Origin of the sequence: Candidatus Villigracilis affinis, assembly GCF_016705895.1 — a bacterium.
In the GTDB taxonomy this organism is placed as follows: Bacteria; Chloroflexota; Anaerolineae; order Anaerolineales; family Villigracilaceae; genus Villigracilis; species Villigracilis affinis.
The window spans coordinates 17381-31733 of record NZ_JADJKT010000027.1 but is presented as its reverse complement, the minus strand read 5'-3'; the positions used below and the strand labels follow the sequence as shown (position 1 = coordinate 31733).

Here is a 14353-nt window from a genome sequence, read left to right as displayed (position 1 = left end):
GGTTTGGTTGTAGCACGGAGGCATTATGCCCCAGATGACAGATGAACGAGTGCGCGCGGGAATGACGCGCGAAGAAGACCTCTCTCTTTTGAATGAAGTGAGTATGAAAACTGCGGGCGTTTCGCATTTGGAGATGTGCATCCAATGCGGGACCTGCGGCGGTTCCTGCCCTGTGGCGGCGGATATGGACCATACGCCGCGCATGTTGTTCGCGATGCTGCGGGCGGGGATGCGCGAGGAAGTGCTGCGCAGCAATACGCCGTGGTTGTGTGTGTCGTGCTATCACTGCGTGGTGCGGTGTCCGCAGGAGGTGCATATCGCGGATGTGATGTACACGCTCAAGGGGATGGCGATTAGCGCGAAGTTGTACACCGACTCAACCGCGCCGCATTTTTCGCAGACCTTTGTGGGCATGGTGGAAACCTTTGGCCGCGGCTATGAGCTTGGGCTGGCAACACGCCATTACCTGCGGCATTTTCCGCTGCGCCTGCCAGGCATGATGCCGATGGGCTTGGGCATGATCTCGAAGGGGCGCATGGCGATCGTGCCGAAAAAAATCAAACACATGGATCAATTGACGAAGATATTGGACCGCGCCAAGGAATTGGAGTTGACCTCATGAACAAGTATCTTTTGTACCCAGGTTGTTCGATGGACTCCAGCGCGAAGGCGTATATGGAGTCGCTCAATTCCATCGTCGAGCCGCTTGATCTGCATTTGGAAGAGATCGAGGATTGGAACTGCTGCGGCGCGACGGAGTATCTCGGCATTAACTTGATTCCTGCGTATTCGTTGATCGCGCGAAATCTTGCATTGGCTTCAAAGCAAATGGATAGTGGCACGCGCACCGTTGTTGCGCCGTGTTCGGCTTGTTATCTCAACCTTGCCAAAGCGGATTACTACATGCAGGAACGCCCGACCTTGGGCGCGAAAGTAAATGAGGCGCTTGCGGCTGGTGGATTGGAATACAAAGCGGGCACGCTGGATGTGCGTCACCTGATCGACGTTCTTGTCTACGACGTGGGGCTGGATGCCATCCGAAAGGCAGTGACCCACCCGTTGAGCGGACTCAAGGTCGTGCCGTACATGGGCTGCATGTTGCCGCGGCCTGATTATCAACACCGCTGGTCAGACCATGAACATCCCACGGAGTTGGATGACTTGCTGCGTGCGCTGGGCGCGGACGTGATCGATTATCCGCTCACGACCAGTTGCTGCGGCGGGCACATGACTCAGATCGGGCCTGAAACTGCTTTTGAACTCATCCACAGACTTGTGTCTGATGCGGACGAACGCGGCGCGCAGATGATGGTGACGGTCTGCCCGATGTGCCAGATGAATATCGATGCCTATCAAAATGAGATGAATCATTTCTTCGGCACGGACTTTCACATGCCGATCCTGTTCTTCACGCAGTTGATGGGGTTGGCTTTCGGCAAAGAACCTGGCGAAGTGGGCATTGGCGTGGAGTTGGTCAGCTCGCGCAACGCACTCGCGCACATTGGCGTGGAAGTGCCTGTGACGCAGGAACCCGCCGCGCCGAGAAAGAAGGATGAGGGGCTGCCCATGCCGCGTCGCTGGACCAAGCATGAGGGGAAGAAGGAGGCGGTGAAATGACAGAGCGAGTCGGAGTCTATGTCTGTCACTGCGGTTCGAATATCGCAGGCACTGTGGATGTGGTTGATGTCGCAAATTGGGCTGCTGAAAAGCTTGGGCGGCAGGGTGTGATCATTGCGCGTGAATATAAATTCATGTGCTCCAGCCTCGGGCAGGAGTTGATCGAAAAAGATATCAAAGAATTGGGATTGACGCGTGTGGTCGTGGCGGCTTGTTCACCGCACTTGCATGAAAAGACGTTCCGCACGGCGGCGAAGAACGCGGGATTGAATCCGTATTTGGTGGAGCTGGCTTCGATCCGCGAGCAGGTCTCGTGGGTGCATTCAGATAAAGCTGTAGCGACGGCAAAAGCCAAGGCTGTTGTATCAGGCGCGGTTTCGAGAGTGATCGAAAATGCTGCGCTGGAGGAGATCAAAGTTCCGATCAATCCAAATACGTTGGTGGTGGGCGGCGGCATTGCGGGAATCCAATCGGCGCTTGAAATTGCGAATGCGGGATTCCATGTGTATCTCGTGGAACGTGAACCGTCCATTGGCGGACACATGGCGCAGTTCGATAAAACTTTCCCGACGCTGGATTGCTCCGCGTGCATTCTCACACCGCGCATGGTGGAGGCGGGGACGCACCCGAACATCACCTTGCTGACGTGGAGCGAGGTGACGAATGTTGCGGGCTATGTGGGCAACTTCCATGTGACGATCAAGAAGAAGGCGCGTTTCGTCAACGAAGAACTTTGCACGGGCTGCGGGATTTGTCAGGAGAAGTGCCCGAAGAAAGTGATCGATGATGTGTACGAAGCGGGGCTTGGATATCGCAAGGCGGTGTACACGCCGTTCGCGCAAGCCGTGCCGAACTTCCCCGTGATGGACAAGGAGAATTGCACGTACTTCATCAAAGGGACATGCAAGGCTTGCGAGAAGTTCTGTCCGACGGGCGCGATTGATTTCAACCAGCAGGATGAAATGCTGCATATTGATGTGGGCAACATTGTGCTTGCCACTGGCTATGACCTGTTCGATGCGCGGCGTGTGAGCAATTACGGTTATGGACGTTTGCCGAATGTGTTCACGAGTTTGGAGTTCGAGCGTTTGTCCAATGCGGCGGGGCCGACTTCGGGCAATATCGTTTTGCGTGATGGAAAGACCACGCCGAAGAGCGTGGGCATTATCCATTGCGTGGGGTCGCGTGATAAGAATTTCAACAATTACTGCTCGGTGATCTGCTGCATGCAGGGATTGAAATTCGCGCACCTCGTTCACGAACGCACGGGCGCAACGGTCTATAACTTTTATATTGACATGCGCACGGCGTACAAAGCCTACGATGAGTTCTATCAACGTGTGCTGGAAGAAGGGACTCTCTTCGTGCGCGGCAAAGTGGCTGAGGTGACGAACGCGGCGCGCAATGAAAGAGAGAAAGGCAAGCTCGTTATTCAAGTGGAAGATACATTGGCGGGCAAGCAGCGCCGCATCCCCGTGGATATGGTCATCCTTTCCAGCGGATTGCAGCCGCGTGCAGATGCGAAAGAAGTTGGCAAGATGTTCGGCATCTCCTGTTCAATGGATGGCTGGTTCACCGAGAAACATCCCAAGCTTGATCCCGTTGCCACGATGACCGAAGGCATTTACATCGTGGGCTGTGCGCAAGGGCCCGAAGGATATTCCGTCCAGTGTGGCGCAGGGTGCGGCGGCTTCGGCGCGTGTGCTCGATAAGATCCTGCAAAAGGAAGTTGCGCTGGAACCGATCAAAGCCAGTGTGAATCAAGCGCTGTGTTCAGGCTGCAAAATTTGCAATGGATTATGTCCGTTCAATGCCATCACATTTATCGAAGATGACAAAGTGACCTCGATCAATCCCGCGTTGTGTCAGGGCTGCGGAACGTGCGTGGCGGCTTGTCCCGCGGGTGCGATCAGCGGCACGGGCTTTAGCAATGAGCAGATCATCGCGCAGATCGATGGGTTGATGATGCGCAATCTCGAACCCATTGTGGCGTGAGGAGTTGATTCTATGACCGATCAATTTGAACCCACCATCATCGGCTTCACCTGCAACTGGTGCAGTTATCGCGCATCGGACTTGGCAGGGACGGCGCGCATGAAGTATGCGCCGAACGTGAGACTCATCCGCTTGATGTGTTCAGGCCGCCTCGACCCTACCTTTGTGCTGCGTGCTCTTTCAGACGGAGCAGACGGCGTGATGATCACTGGCTGCCACCCTGGCGAATGTCATTACATTGAACAGAATTACAAGGCCTTGCGCCGTTATCTTTTGCTCAAGCGTGTGCTCGTGGGCTTGGGCATTGAACCCGAGCGCGTAAAACTCGTTTGGGCCAGCGCGGCAGAAGGGGCGAAGTTCGCGGCAGAGACAACTGCATTTGTGGAAGAGGTGCGGAAGTTGGGGCCATTGAACTTAAATGCAGAATGCAAAATGCAGAATGATGAATCTGAAAATTCATCATTCATCAATCCGCATTCATCATTTGAAAAGGAGGTGTCAGCATGACCACAAAACCCAAATTCGCCATGTACTGGGCTGCCTCCTGCGGTGGATGTGAAATTGCCGTGCTGAATACCCACGAAAAGATTCTGGATGTGGATGCGAACTTTGATGTCGTCTTCTGGCCTGTGGCGATGGACGCGAAATATAAAGATGTGGAAGCGATGGAAGACGGTTCGATCCTGCTGACCCTCTTCAATGGCGGAATCCGCAACGATGAGAATGAGCATATCGCCAAATTGCTCAGGCAGAAATCAAAGATACTCGTTGCGTTCGGGTCATGCGCTTGTGAGGGATGTATCCCTGGGCTGGCGAATCTCAGCCCTGTGGGAGATATTGTCCACACGGCGTTCAACACCATCACGACCGATAACCCGAATGAAATTTATCCGCGCACAAGTTATGACGTGCCCGAAGGTGAATTGCACATCCCAACCCTTTCACAGGGTGGTTCGTCCGCTCGAACAGGTTGTTGATGTGGATTACTTCATGCCAGGCTGCCCGCCTGAGAGTCACCAGATTGCGGCGGTGATCGATCTGGTGATCAAAGTTGTGAAGGGAGAAGCGGAACTGCCGCCGAAAGGATCGGTCATTGGCTGTGGAGATTCAACCGTGTGCGATGAATGTCCGCGGGCGAGGAATGTGAAATTCATCAAGGAATTCAAACGCATTCAGGATGTCGCTCCCGTTGACCCGACGTTGTGCCTGCTCGAACAGGGGATTCCATGCAACGGGCCCGCCACACGCAGCGGATGCAATGCACGCTGTCCGCAGGCAGGGGCGCAGTGTATTGGCTGTTACGGTCCCGCCGAGGGTGTGATGGATTATGGCGCGCGTCTCATCACCGCGTTTTCATCCGTCATTGACGCGAACACACCCGAAGAGATCGACCATATTCTGGATGGCATCCCTGACCCAACGGGGCAGGTGTATCGGTTTAATTTGGCGGGGTCGCTGCTTAAGGCAAATAGGGAAGTGTGGAAAGTGAAAGGATAAAAGAAGAAAGATGTAAGAAGCAAGTCTCGTTTATCTTTGATACTTTCCAAAAGGAGAACGACATGAATGCAAAACCTTCTGAACAAGCTGAACTCATGGAAGACCCTAACGCGTTGTTGGAGAATGCTCTTATTAAAGAATATCTCAAAGAGAAGGGTTATTCGCATGAAGACCTCAAAAAACTACCAGCGGATCTTGTTGAAAAACTAATGAAGGAAGCCACGCAATATGCTTCGCTCAAAATGGAAGAGGTACAGGCACGCGCGCACTTTATCAACGATTTGCACGAAGACGCTTCTTCATTGGAAAAGTAATTGGCAAGTCGTAATTGGCAATTACTTTTTACCAATCACGAAATGGAGTTCTTATGACCCAACGCATCACCATTGACCCCATCACCCGTCTCGAAGGACACGGCAAGATCGAGATATTTCTCGATGACAAAGGGAATGTCGCCAATTCCTATTTTCAGATTCCCGAGTTGCGCGGCTTTGAACGGTTCTGTGTCGGACGTCCCATTGAGGAAATGCCGCTGATCACGAATCGCATTTGCGGGGTCTGCCCCGAGGCGCATAATATGGCGGCATCCAAGGCGGGGGACATGGTCTATCAAGTGGACCCGCCGCGCACGGCGAAACTCTTGCGTGAGCTGCTGTACTCGGCATTTTATTGCACAGACCATACGACTCACTTCTATGCGCTCGGCGGACCCGATTTTGTGATGGGACCTGACGCGCCTGTTGCCGAAAGAAATATCCTTGGCGTGATTCACAAAGTGGGGTTGGAGATCGGCGGCAAGGTGATCCAGATGCGCAAGTATGGGCATACCGTGGTGGAGATGATCGGCGGGCGCAAGGTGCATCCGTGTACGTCCATCCCTGGCGGCATGACCAAGGGCATCACCGAAGAACAGCGCAAAGAGATCGAAGAGATGGGACGCTGGGCAATTGACTTCGCACAATTCAGCCTCAAGATTTTCAATGATATTGTGCTTGGCAACAAAGCCTATGTTGACCTGATCCTCGGTGATGTGTACACCCATCACACCTATTACATGGGCATGGTGGATGAGAACAACAAGATCAACTTTTATGATGGCAACGTCCGCGTGGTGGACCCGAATGGAAAGGAGTTCGTCAAATACGCGCCGAAGGATTATGCCGAGCATATCGCCGAGCATGTGGAACCGTGGACGTATCTCAAATTCCCATATCTGAAAAAGGTTGGCTGGAAAGGATTTGTAGATGGCATCGATTCGGGCGTATATATGGCAACTCCGCTTTCGCGCCTGAACGCATCCGATGGCATGGCAACGCCGCGCGCGCAGGAGGAGTACGAACGATTTTATGCCACGCTTGGCGGCAAGCCTGTGCATCAACGGCTTGCTACACATTGGGCGCGATTGGTTGAGTTGTTGTACGCCGCCGAACGCTGGGTGGAGTTGGTGACTGACCCCGAGATCACTTCTGCGGATATTCATACGAAGCCGACTCAAATTCCAACGGAGGGGATCGGCATTGTTGAAGCGCCGCGCGGTACGCTCACGCATCATTATTGGACCGATGAGCGGGGACTCGTGACCAAGGTGAATCTCATCGTTGGCACGACCAACAACTATGCGCCAATTCAGATGTCCACGCACAAAGCAGCGACGAGTCTTATCAAAGGACGGTGTGGTGAATGAAGGTTTGCTCAACATGGTGGAGATGGCTTTCCGTGCCTACGATCCGTGCTTTGGGTGTGCGACCCATTCGTTGCCGGGGCAGATGCCTTTGGAGATCACGGTTCGGGATGTGGATGGGAATCCTGTTCGGGTGTTGAGTCAATTTTGTTGAGCAGAATCAGGCAACGGTTAAGAAAGAAGCGGAATTTTATCCAATGAAAACTTTGGTGGTTGGTCTTGGTAATCCAATTCTCGGCGACGATGGTGTTGGCTGGAAGGTCGCTGAAGAAGTAAAAAAACAGTTGTCCACTGATTCACATGTGGATGTGGAATGTCTTTCGCTGGGCGGAATCAGTTTAATGGAGCACTTGATCGGCTACCCCAAAGCGATCCTGGTCGATGCGTTCGCACTGGATGAACCAGTCGGCTCAATCTTGATCTTGAAACTGGATGACCTGCCAAATTATTCGGCGTATCATACAACGAGCGCGCATGATACATCGCTGCAAAATGCGATCGAGTTGGGAAAATCAATGGGAGCGCCGCTGCCAGATGAAATAACAGTGGTAGGTATTGCGACAAAACGGGTATATCATTTCAGCGAAAAGCTGTCGCCACCCGTGAAAGAATCTGTCCCGCTTGCGGCGAAGTTTGTATTGGAATTGATCAAGCAAAAGACATTGGTGGAATCATAAAAGAAGAAGCCATCTTTCAAGATGGCTTCTTCTTTTATGCAACTTAGGCTAATAGATCTTGAAACTCAGGGTGGCGTTCGATATATCCACTTACGAACCAACAGAGTGAATTCACTTTCAGATTATGTTCTTTCGCATATTGCATGCCTGTTTTCACCAGCAGGCTTCCAATGCCGCGCCCTTCCAATTCGGGCGGCACGCCGGTATGCGTAAAAACGATGATGTTTCCATTCAGCAAATATGCCAGCACGGCGGTATAAGAATCGACTTGGATTTCAAATCGTTTCTTCTCTGCGTTATGAATTACATGAAGTTCACTGGTTTGCACTTTACATTCCCTTTTGTTTTTCACGCGCGATGACGGCGATATATTCCATGATGATCTTCAGGCCTGCGAATACGGTTGATTCGGAGGAATCAAGCGGAGGCGCAATTTCAACCACATCCAGCCCAACCAAGGGAAGTCCCTGCATGGATTTAAATAAAGTGAGGACATCACGCGAGGTCAGTCCGCCAAATTCAGGAATACCCGTACCGGGCGCAGCGGATGGGTCAAGACAATCTATATCCAGCGAGATGTGGATGGCATCACAGTCATTGAGAATGTTACGGACACTATCGGCTACTTTTCGGATGCCGCGGTCAGCGACATCGGCGGCAGTGTATACATGGACTCCCCCGCCTTCGACAATGTCGATCTCCTGTTCCTCCCATGAGCGCAGGCCGACCATGCAAATATCGTGAGGCTCGATCCCAAATTCGATGCCGCGCCGCAGCACACAGGCATGGGACAGTTTCGAACCATCGAAGGTGTCGCACAGGTCAGGGTGGGCGTCCACCCAGAGCACGCCGAGACGCCTGTCTTTGTAACGTTCGCGTTGACCTTGAAAGATGGGAATGGTGACGGAATGGTCGCCGCCAAGCAGGATCGGCATATTGGGCAGGGTCGCCACACATTGACGAACCATGTTGAAGTCAATTGCAGGGTTTGTGATCGGAATATCGCCAAGGTCACAGATGGTCATATCCTTCAGACGAGTGCGGTCTTCGCTAAAGGGAGTCAAATGCCGTGACCAGTATCGCAGGCGTTCGGGGGCCAGCGCCGCACCTTTGCGCGCACTGGCAAGGCCATCAAAGGGAATGCCTACCACGCTAAAGTCGGCCTGCCTGGGATCAAAGTCAGGGCGATGCAGATCGCCCCACAAGCCATGAGTTCCTTCAACTGTCATGTTCACTCTCCTTTTTATAATTTCAACAAAAAGTATCGGGCTTGCAACCCGACCTACTGGGATTCCATTTGTTGTTTTGATTCAAGCCAGATGATCGCAAGCAATCCAGATAATAGAATTATTCCAAAGGTGATGTTTGCCCACAACGGCGAAAGAGACAGTGCAAAGAATGCGAGGCAATCCAGCAGGATGGCGACCAGGTGAATTAACAAAACAGCGCGATGCGGGGTTGCACCCAGGTCGACAAGGCGGTGATAGGTATGATCGCGGTTGCCCATGTACACAGGCAATTTTCTGCGCATGCGTGAAAAGGTTACCAGCGTAGTGTCAAAAATAGGAACGCTAAAAAGCAAAATAGGAACAAACCATGAGGAAGCCTGGGGCAGGTGCGGCGGAGTGTAGACAATCGCAAGGGCTGCAAGGGTAAAGCCCAGCAACTGCGTGCCCGAGTCTCCCAGGAACAGACGCGAGAGCGAAAAGTTTAAATAGAAGACGCTGATACACGCGCCCAAAATGATCGCGCCGAATAAAGCCAGGGCGTTCTGTCCGGCGTAGAGCGCCCCGATCGTCAAAAAGCTGACCGTGATCCCTGCCAGCCCCACGGCGAGTCCGTCCATGCTATCGACGAGATTAATGGCGTTGGTAATGCCGATCACCCAGAAGATCGTGATGGCAATATTCAAAACAGGGTTTCCGGGGAAAAGCACGACAACGCCCTGCCAGATCAATATCAGCGTGGCTATGATTTGCCCAAGCAATTTCCAGATGGCGCGGATGTTATGGATGTCATCCCAGACGCCGAATGCAAAAACGATTAGCGAGGCAAGGATGATGGAGGTGAATGGACGAGTGGTGAGAACACCACTCAACGCCCCGCCTGCAAGAATCGCCAGAAAAATGATCGTGCCGCCCGCCCTTGGCATGGGATTCTTGTGTATCTTGCGGGCTTCACTGCCGGGCTTGTCGATCAGGTGAAATCGCCAGGCGAGTGAAATGCTCACGGGAGCCACAACGAAGGAAAATACAACCGTGAGAATTATCGAAACAGCAATTTGAAAAACCATCAGCCACCTTGCTTGCGGAACACACTTCTTAGGCGGCTTCTTCCGCAATCTTTGTCAGCACTTCCCCGAGGCGTGCAATTTCATCCAATGTGTTGTAATGGGCGGCGCCGACCCGCACCATGCCGCCGCTGCCCTCAAAGCCAAGCCGTTCGCTTACGTTGATGGCGTAGTAATTTCCATCCCATACGTAAATTCCGTTTTCGGCAAGCAGTTCCGCCACTTTGCGTGGATGAATATTCTTTAAACGGAATGAAAATGTCGCCACGCGTTCGTCGAGGCGGCGTTTGTCGGTGAGGCCAAAGATCGTTATACCGGGAACAGCTTCCAGCGTGGAAAGAAGCGCGCGGTTCATTTCATGTTCATAAGCGCGGATGGCGGTCATCGCTTTTTTCAGGGTCAATGTGCGTCCTGAATATCCGCTGCCGGAAAAGCTTTCGGCGTGTTCACTGCCGAATTCGCGCCCGACCCATTCGAAATACTCGATGGCACCGAGTACGCCTGCAATACCTTCGTGGTTTTGTGTGCCTGTTTCAAGTTTGCCGGGCAGGCTATTCGTTGCGGGCCGCACTTTATAGGCGAATAGTTTTTCGAGCAATTCATGTTTGCCGAAAAGGATTCCCGCATGCGGGCCGAAGAATTTATAGGCAGATGAGACCAGGAAATCGCAATCGAGTCTCTGCACGTCGATGGGACCGTGCGGCGCGTACTGAACGGCATCCACATAGACCTGTGTACCGGCGTCGTGCGCCATTTGGATGATCTTTTGAACAGGGTTGATCGTGCCAAGAGAATTCGAAGCATATCCCAGCGCCAGCAGACGCGGTTTTCGGTCCAGCACCTTTTGCATTTGTTCGAGATTCAATGTGCCGTCTTCCACATCAAAATCCACCCAATTGATCTTCACGCCGCGATCTTGAGCCGCTAGAACCCAAGGTGTGACATTGGCATCGTGGTCGAGGCGGGTGACCGCGATCTCCTCGCCTTCCTTCCAATCGCGCGAGATCGAGCGGCTGATATGCAGGGTGAGGGTGGTCATGTTATTCCCGAACACGATTTCTTCGGGGGAAGAGGCGTTATAAAAATCCGCCATGGCGCGATGGGCTTCGTCGAGCACGGCATCAGAGGCAATACTCGTGGCGAAGGCGCCTTCATGATTGGCATTGCTTTCTATTAAATACCTGGTGATGCGGTCGAGGGAAGGTTTCGCGATCTGGGTTCCGCCGGGGTTATCAAAAAATATCGCCGGGCGGTCAAGCGCGGGGAATTGTTTACGGATGGAAGAGATATCAATTGTCATGGGAGAACTCCAAAAAAGAGGTGGGGACTGGCAGTTATTATAGCCCATCAGCCGAGGCGGAAACCTTTTCAAGGATCACGCGTAGACCTGTTTGAAACGCGCAATTAAAAACCAACCTACCAGAATTGATAGTTATGTAAGGGAAATTAATATGCGGGCGATTTTTTGTTATGATAATAAAAACGGTTGATGGAAACATGATCACGAACCCCATTACCAGCGAAACCTCACTTAAAAGCCGCCCGGCTCTGCGCCGTGTGTTGCTTGCTGTTTGGGCCGTGATCGTTCTGTACACCGTATATGTTCTGGGGGAAGCCATTGCGCCGCATTTCAACAACACCATGAAGACATCCATGGCCCAGAACCTGCTGGGAATCTCCTCCCTGTTGCAGACCAGTTTCTATTACATCGTGGATATTCTGTTGGTGCTCGGTTTTTCAGTGATCGGGGTAATGATCGTCATGCACAGCTCCGACGACTGGTTCGCCATCTTTACATCGATCTTCCTGATCACATTCGGTGTGCGAGTCACCGACCTGGCAAACATGATCGCACTGCAACCGGGCACGGAATTCGCGGGTGGTTTGCTGCTGGCCATGGGAGATATCGGCATCGTCCTGTTCACCATGCTTTTCCCGGACGGAAAGTTCACGCCCCGCTGGCTTCGATTCGCGGTTCCGCCGCTGGTGATCATGATGCTGGGAATTTATCTCTTTCCCAACGCACCCTTCTTTTGGGATAAGCTCGGGCAAAGCTATTTGTTAATCACAACATCCTGGTATCTGGTCGGTTTTTTCACCCTCATCCACCGCTATTTTCGACGGGCAACACTGGCCCACAAACAGCAGATCCGCTGGGTGTTCATCGGAACCCTGGGACCTTTTCTCTGGTTCATCATCTTTCAGGTGGGCCTGTCCTTCTTGCCCGAACCCGCAGAATCCTCACTGGCAATGACAGCCGTCCTGCTCGTTTCCCGATTGCTGAGCATTTTCCTGTTTCTGATGCTTCCGCTCTCCATTTCCATTTCCATCGCGCAGACAAAATTATTCAACATTGACCTCATCATCAACCGTTCGCTGGTCTACGGCACCCTAACTCTCGCGCTGGGGCTTACTTTTGCGGTGATGCTGGCATTGATCTCGCTGGTCTTCAAAAACTTCAATCAGGGAGATCAATCTTTGGTTGCAGCGACCATCTTCTCTGTTTCTGCAGGTGCGTTATTCCAGCCAGCACGAAAAAAACTACAGCGATTTGTAGACCGCTTCTTCTATCACATCGAGATCGATTACCAGAAAACACCATCCGATGTTCTCATCGCCCCGGATGCATCCTCCACGGCTCCCAAGATATCTTCATACTATGATTTGAAGTTGATCGGGCGCGGCGGCATGGCGGAGGTCTACCGCGCGACCAGCCCATCAAGGAACAAGTCGGTGGCCATCAAGGTTTTACGCGCCGCCCTGGCCGATGATGATTCATTCCGCAAGCGCTTTATGCGTGAAGCGGAGATCATTTCGAGGCTTGAGCATCCGAACATTGTGAACATCATTGATTTTGGGGATGAAAACGGCATCTATCACATTGTCATGGAGCATCTCTCCGGTCCCGACCTGAACAACCTGATCAAACAGGAAAAGCAGATCACACTCCCCAAGACCATTTCCATTTTGCGGGGCGTGGCCGACGCTTTGGATTATGCCCACAAAAACGGGCTTGTCCACCGTGATATTAAACCGTCGAATGTCATGTTGGATTCGTCCACGATCCCGGCGCGGGTGGTGTTGACCGATTTCGGCATCGCCAAGATCATCGATTCGCAAACATTGATGACCAACACCAACATGCTCGGTACCCTCGATTACATCGCCCCCGAGCAGATCCAAGCCTCCGCCGAAGTGGATAGCCGCGCCGATATTTACGCCCTCGGGGTAATGACCTACCAAATGATCACCGGCACCCTGCCGTTCGAACATCCCAGCACAGGCGCGCTTCTGCTCGCCCATTTGAATGCGCCTCCGCCGGACGCCCGCGCACTGGTCCGCGATCTGCCTCGTAATGTGGCTCACAGCATTCAACAGGCCATGGCCAAAAAACCTGAAAACCGTCCTGCGACTGCGGGTGAGTTCATCGCAACATTGGAGAACACATAATCTATTTCACATCGTTGTGGGGATTTGTCGGCGGGCTTTCATTTCTGCGCAGTTTGCGCAGATTTTTTCTTTAATGAAAATCAGATACAAAGATTGTATACTGAATTTAACCCACAAATAAAGGAGACAACATGTTTGAAAAGATTCTTTTGGCGGCGGATGGATCAGATCACGCCCTGCATGCCACACAAATTGCCGCAGAACTGGCGCGCAACCCAAACGCAAAAGAACTTCGTGTTGTAGTCGCCTACGATATGATCCCGCCCTACTTTGGTGAGCCAAACATGCAGATCGCCATCGACGCCCGTATGGAAGAGGCAAAGGCGGTCTTGCAAAAAACCATCGAAGCCATCGGTAAAATCCCTTGTGAGATCCACACCGAGCTGATCGAGGGATCGGCCGCCGAAGCCATCATCGATGTGGCAAACACGCGCAAAAGCAATGTCATTGTGATGGGGTCACGTGGGTTGGGTAAACTGGCTGGTTTGCTGCTGGGAAGCACAAGTCAAAAAGTTGTTTCGCACGCACCGTGTCCGGTGTTAATCACCCGCTAGCGCGCTTCTCCGCTTCTGCAAATTCTTCCGGTGTATTCAGGTTCCAAAAACACAACCCGACAGGATCGAACACATTCACTTCCTGCGGAGTTAATTCACGCACTCTGACTTTTGAAAACCAGGAGATCACCTTCCATTGATCGGCTTCGATCGCCGCTTCAATGGCTGACTGGCAGGCTTCACGGCGATACAAGGCATGGAACGGTTCATAGCCTTCGTCCGTTTTTGCGATGACAACATCCGCATCCTCCTCGACCATGAGTCTGCGCGCGCCTTCGAAAAACATTTCACTGGCGAAGGGCATGTCACAAGCCACCACAGCCACATGCGAAGAAGTGGCAGATGCAATCGCAGTGTAGAGTCCGCCCAAGGCGCCGCGCCCCGGCTTGAGGTCCGCTACGAGGCGGAGATTAAGGAATGCATATTCATCCGGGCGATTCGTCGTTACAATCATTTCATCTGCGATCGGCGCAAGTCGGTCGATCACACGTTGAATGAGCGGGCGCCCCAAAAAGGGTTTAAGCGCCTTATCCTCACCCATGCGGGAAGACATTCCGCCTGCTTGAATAACGACAGTTAACATAGGCTGATT

At 52.5% G+C, this 14353-nt stretch carries 14 protein-coding genes and 2 pseudogenes; 11 read left to right on the top strand and 5 right to left on the bottom strand.

Annotated features, from left to right (window positions below; translation table 11 throughout):
• Positions 1 to 25: 25 nt before the first annotated feature.
• The 9 genes and pseudogenes from IPI86_RS12595 (at position 26) to IPI86_RS12555 (ending at position 7467) form a co-directional block, all read left to right on the top strand.
• Complete coding sequence (locus IPI86_RS12595; protein WP_345298359.1) at positions 26 to 622, top strand: 4Fe-4S dicluster domain-containing protein; 597 nt, start codon at positions 26 to 28, stop codon at positions 620 to 622.
• Positions 619 to 1617 carry a CoB--CoM heterodisulfide reductase iron-sulfur subunit B family protein gene (locus IPI86_RS12590; protein WP_345298358.1) on the top strand — a complete coding sequence of 333 codons (999 nt, stop codon included), beginning with the start codon at positions 619 to 621 and terminating at the stop codon, positions 1615 to 1617. The genes IPI86_RS12595 and IPI86_RS12590 overlap by 4 nt, the downstream gene beginning before the upstream one ends.
• Positions 1614 to 3612 (top strand): annotated as a pseudogene (locus tag IPI86_RS12585) (CoB--CoM heterodisulfide reductase iron-sulfur subunit A family protein). Before IPI86_RS12590 ends, IPI86_RS12585 begins: the two are co-directional and overlap by 4 nt.
• 12 nt (positions 3613 to 3624) lie before the next feature.
• Positions 3625 to 4119 carry a hydrogenase iron-sulfur subunit gene (locus IPI86_RS12580; protein ID WP_345298357.1) on the top strand — a complete coding sequence of 165 codons (495 nt, stop codon included), beginning with the start codon at positions 3625 to 3627 and terminating at the stop codon, positions 4117 to 4119.
• Positions 4116 to 4589, top strand: coding sequence for a hypothetical protein (locus IPI86_RS12575; protein WP_345298356.1), 474 nt, complete (start codon positions 4116 to 4118; stop codon positions 4587 to 4589). Before IPI86_RS12580 ends, IPI86_RS12575 begins: the two co-directional genes overlap by 4 nt.
• Positions 4531 to 5109 carry a hypothetical protein gene (locus IPI86_RS12570; protein WP_345298355.1) on the top strand — a complete coding sequence of 193 codons (579 nt, stop codon included), beginning with the start codon at positions 4531 to 4533 and terminating at the stop codon, positions 5107 to 5109. The genes IPI86_RS12575 and IPI86_RS12570 overlap by 59 nt, the downstream gene beginning before the upstream one ends.
• 62 nt (positions 5110 to 5171) lie before the next feature.
• Positions 5172 to 5423 (top strand): hypothetical protein, encoded by a 252-nt coding sequence (locus IPI86_RS12565; RefSeq protein WP_345298354.1) that lies wholly within the window; start codon positions 5172 to 5174, stop codon positions 5421 to 5423.
• Positions 5424 to 5476: 53 nt separating this feature from the next.
• Positions 5477 to 6944, top strand: a pseudogene (locus tag IPI86_RS12560) (Ni/Fe hydrogenase subunit alpha).
• Positions 6945 to 6987: 43 nt separating this feature from the next.
• Positions 6988 to 7467, top strand: coding sequence for a hydrogenase maturation protease (locus tag IPI86_RS12555; protein ID WP_345298353.1), 480 nt, complete (start codon positions 6988 to 6990; stop codon positions 7465 to 7467).
• Between the two features lie 43 nt (positions 7468 to 7510).
• On the opposite strand, the gene IPI86_RS12550 is transcribed toward IPI86_RS12555, so the two are convergent.
• The 4 genes from IPI86_RS12550 to IPI86_RS12535 are packed head-to-tail and all read right to left on the bottom strand — an operon-like array spanning position 7511 to position 11057.
• The gene (locus IPI86_RS12550; RefSeq protein ID WP_345298352.1) at positions 7511 to 7795 is read right to left on the bottom strand and encodes a GNAT family N-acetyltransferase; all 285 of its coding nucleotides are present in this window, start codon (positions 7793 to 7795) and stop codon (positions 7511 to 7513) included.
• A 1-nt stretch (position 7796) separates the two neighbouring features.
• The gene (locus IPI86_RS12545) at positions 7797 to 8696 is read right to left on the bottom strand and encodes an arginase family protein (protein ID WP_345298351.1); all 900 of its coding nucleotides are present in this window, start codon (positions 8694 to 8696) and stop codon (positions 7797 to 7799) included.
• Between the two features lie 53 nt (positions 8697 to 8749).
• On the bottom strand, positions 8750 to 9760 hold the full coding sequence (locus IPI86_RS12540; RefSeq protein ID WP_345298350.1) for an MraY family glycosyltransferase: 1011 nt from the start codon (positions 9758 to 9760) through the stop codon (positions 8750 to 8752).
• Between the two features lie 28 nt (positions 9761 to 9788).
• Complete coding sequence (locus IPI86_RS12535; RefSeq protein WP_345298349.1) at positions 9789 to 11057, bottom strand: cysteine desulfurase-like protein; 1269 nt, start codon at positions 11055 to 11057, stop codon at positions 9789 to 9791.
• A gap of 197 nt (positions 11058 to 11254) precedes the next feature.
• Here IPI86_RS12535 and IPI86_RS12530 point away from each other — a divergent pair, with 197 nt between their 5' ends.
• On the top strand, positions 11255 to 13207 hold the full coding sequence (locus tag IPI86_RS12530; RefSeq protein WP_345298348.1) for a serine/threonine-protein kinase: 1953 nt from the start codon (positions 11255 to 11257) through the stop codon (positions 13205 to 13207).
• A gap of 131 nt (positions 13208 to 13338) precedes the next feature.
• Entirely contained in the window at positions 13339 to 13761 is a 423-nt protein-coding gene (locus tag IPI86_RS12525; RefSeq protein ID WP_345298347.1) for a universal stress protein, read from the top strand.
• Here IPI86_RS12525 and IPI86_RS12520 read toward each other — a convergent pair.
• Positions 13751 to 14344 (bottom strand): molybdenum cofactor guanylyltransferase, encoded by a 594-nt coding sequence (locus IPI86_RS12520; protein ID WP_345298346.1) that lies wholly within the window; start codon positions 14342 to 14344, stop codon positions 13751 to 13753. The two genes, IPI86_RS12525 and IPI86_RS12520, sit on opposite strands and share 11 nt — an antisense overlap.
• Positions 14345 to 14353: the final 9 nt, after the last annotated feature.

Bases quoted from the DNA above. Each gene is read 5' to 3' on its own strand.
- IPI86_RS12595 (WP_345298359.1), top strand. From the start codon at position 26: ATGCCCCAGATGACAGATGAACGAGTGCGCGCGGGAATGACGCGCGAA.
- IPI86_RS12590 (WP_345298358.1), top strand. From the start codon at position 619: ATGAACAAGTATCTTTTGTACCCAGGTTGTTCGATGGACTCCAGCGCG.
- IPI86_RS12580 (WP_345298357.1), top strand. From the start codon at position 3,625: ATGACCGATCAATTTGAACCCACCATCATCGGCTTCACCTGCAACTGG.
- IPI86_RS12575 (WP_345298356.1), top strand. From the start codon at position 4,116: ATGACCACAAAACCCAAATTCGCCATGTACTGGGCTGCCTCCTGCGGT.
- IPI86_RS12565 (WP_345298354.1), top strand. From the start codon at position 5,172: ATGAATGCAAAACCTTCTGAACAAGCTGAACTCATGGAAGACCCTAAC.
- IPI86_RS12555 (WP_345298353.1), top strand. From the start codon at position 6,988: ATGAAAACTTTGGTGGTTGGTCTTGGTAATCCAATTCTCGGCGACGAT.
- IPI86_RS12545 (WP_345298351.1), bottom strand. From the start codon at position 8,696: ATGACAGTTGAAGGAACTCATGGCTTGTGGGGCGATCTGCATCGCCCT.
- IPI86_RS12540 (WP_345298350.1), bottom strand. From the start codon at position 9,760: ATGGTTTTTCAAATTGCTGTTTCGATAATTCTCACGGTTGTATTTTCC.
- IPI86_RS12535 (WP_345298349.1), bottom strand. From the start codon at position 11,057: ATGACAATTGATATCTCTTCCATCCGTAAACAATTCCCCGCGCTTGAC.
- IPI86_RS12530 (WP_345298348.1), top strand. From the start codon at position 11,255: ATGATCACGAACCCCATTACCAGCGAAACCTCACTTAAAAGCCGCCCG.
- IPI86_RS12525 (WP_345298347.1), top strand. From the start codon at position 13,339: ATGTTTGAAAAGATTCTTTTGGCGGCGGATGGATCAGATCACGCCCTG.
- IPI86_RS12520 (WP_345298346.1), bottom strand. From the start codon at position 14,344: ATGTTAACTGTCGTTATTCAAGCAGGCGGAATGTCTTCCCGCATGGGT.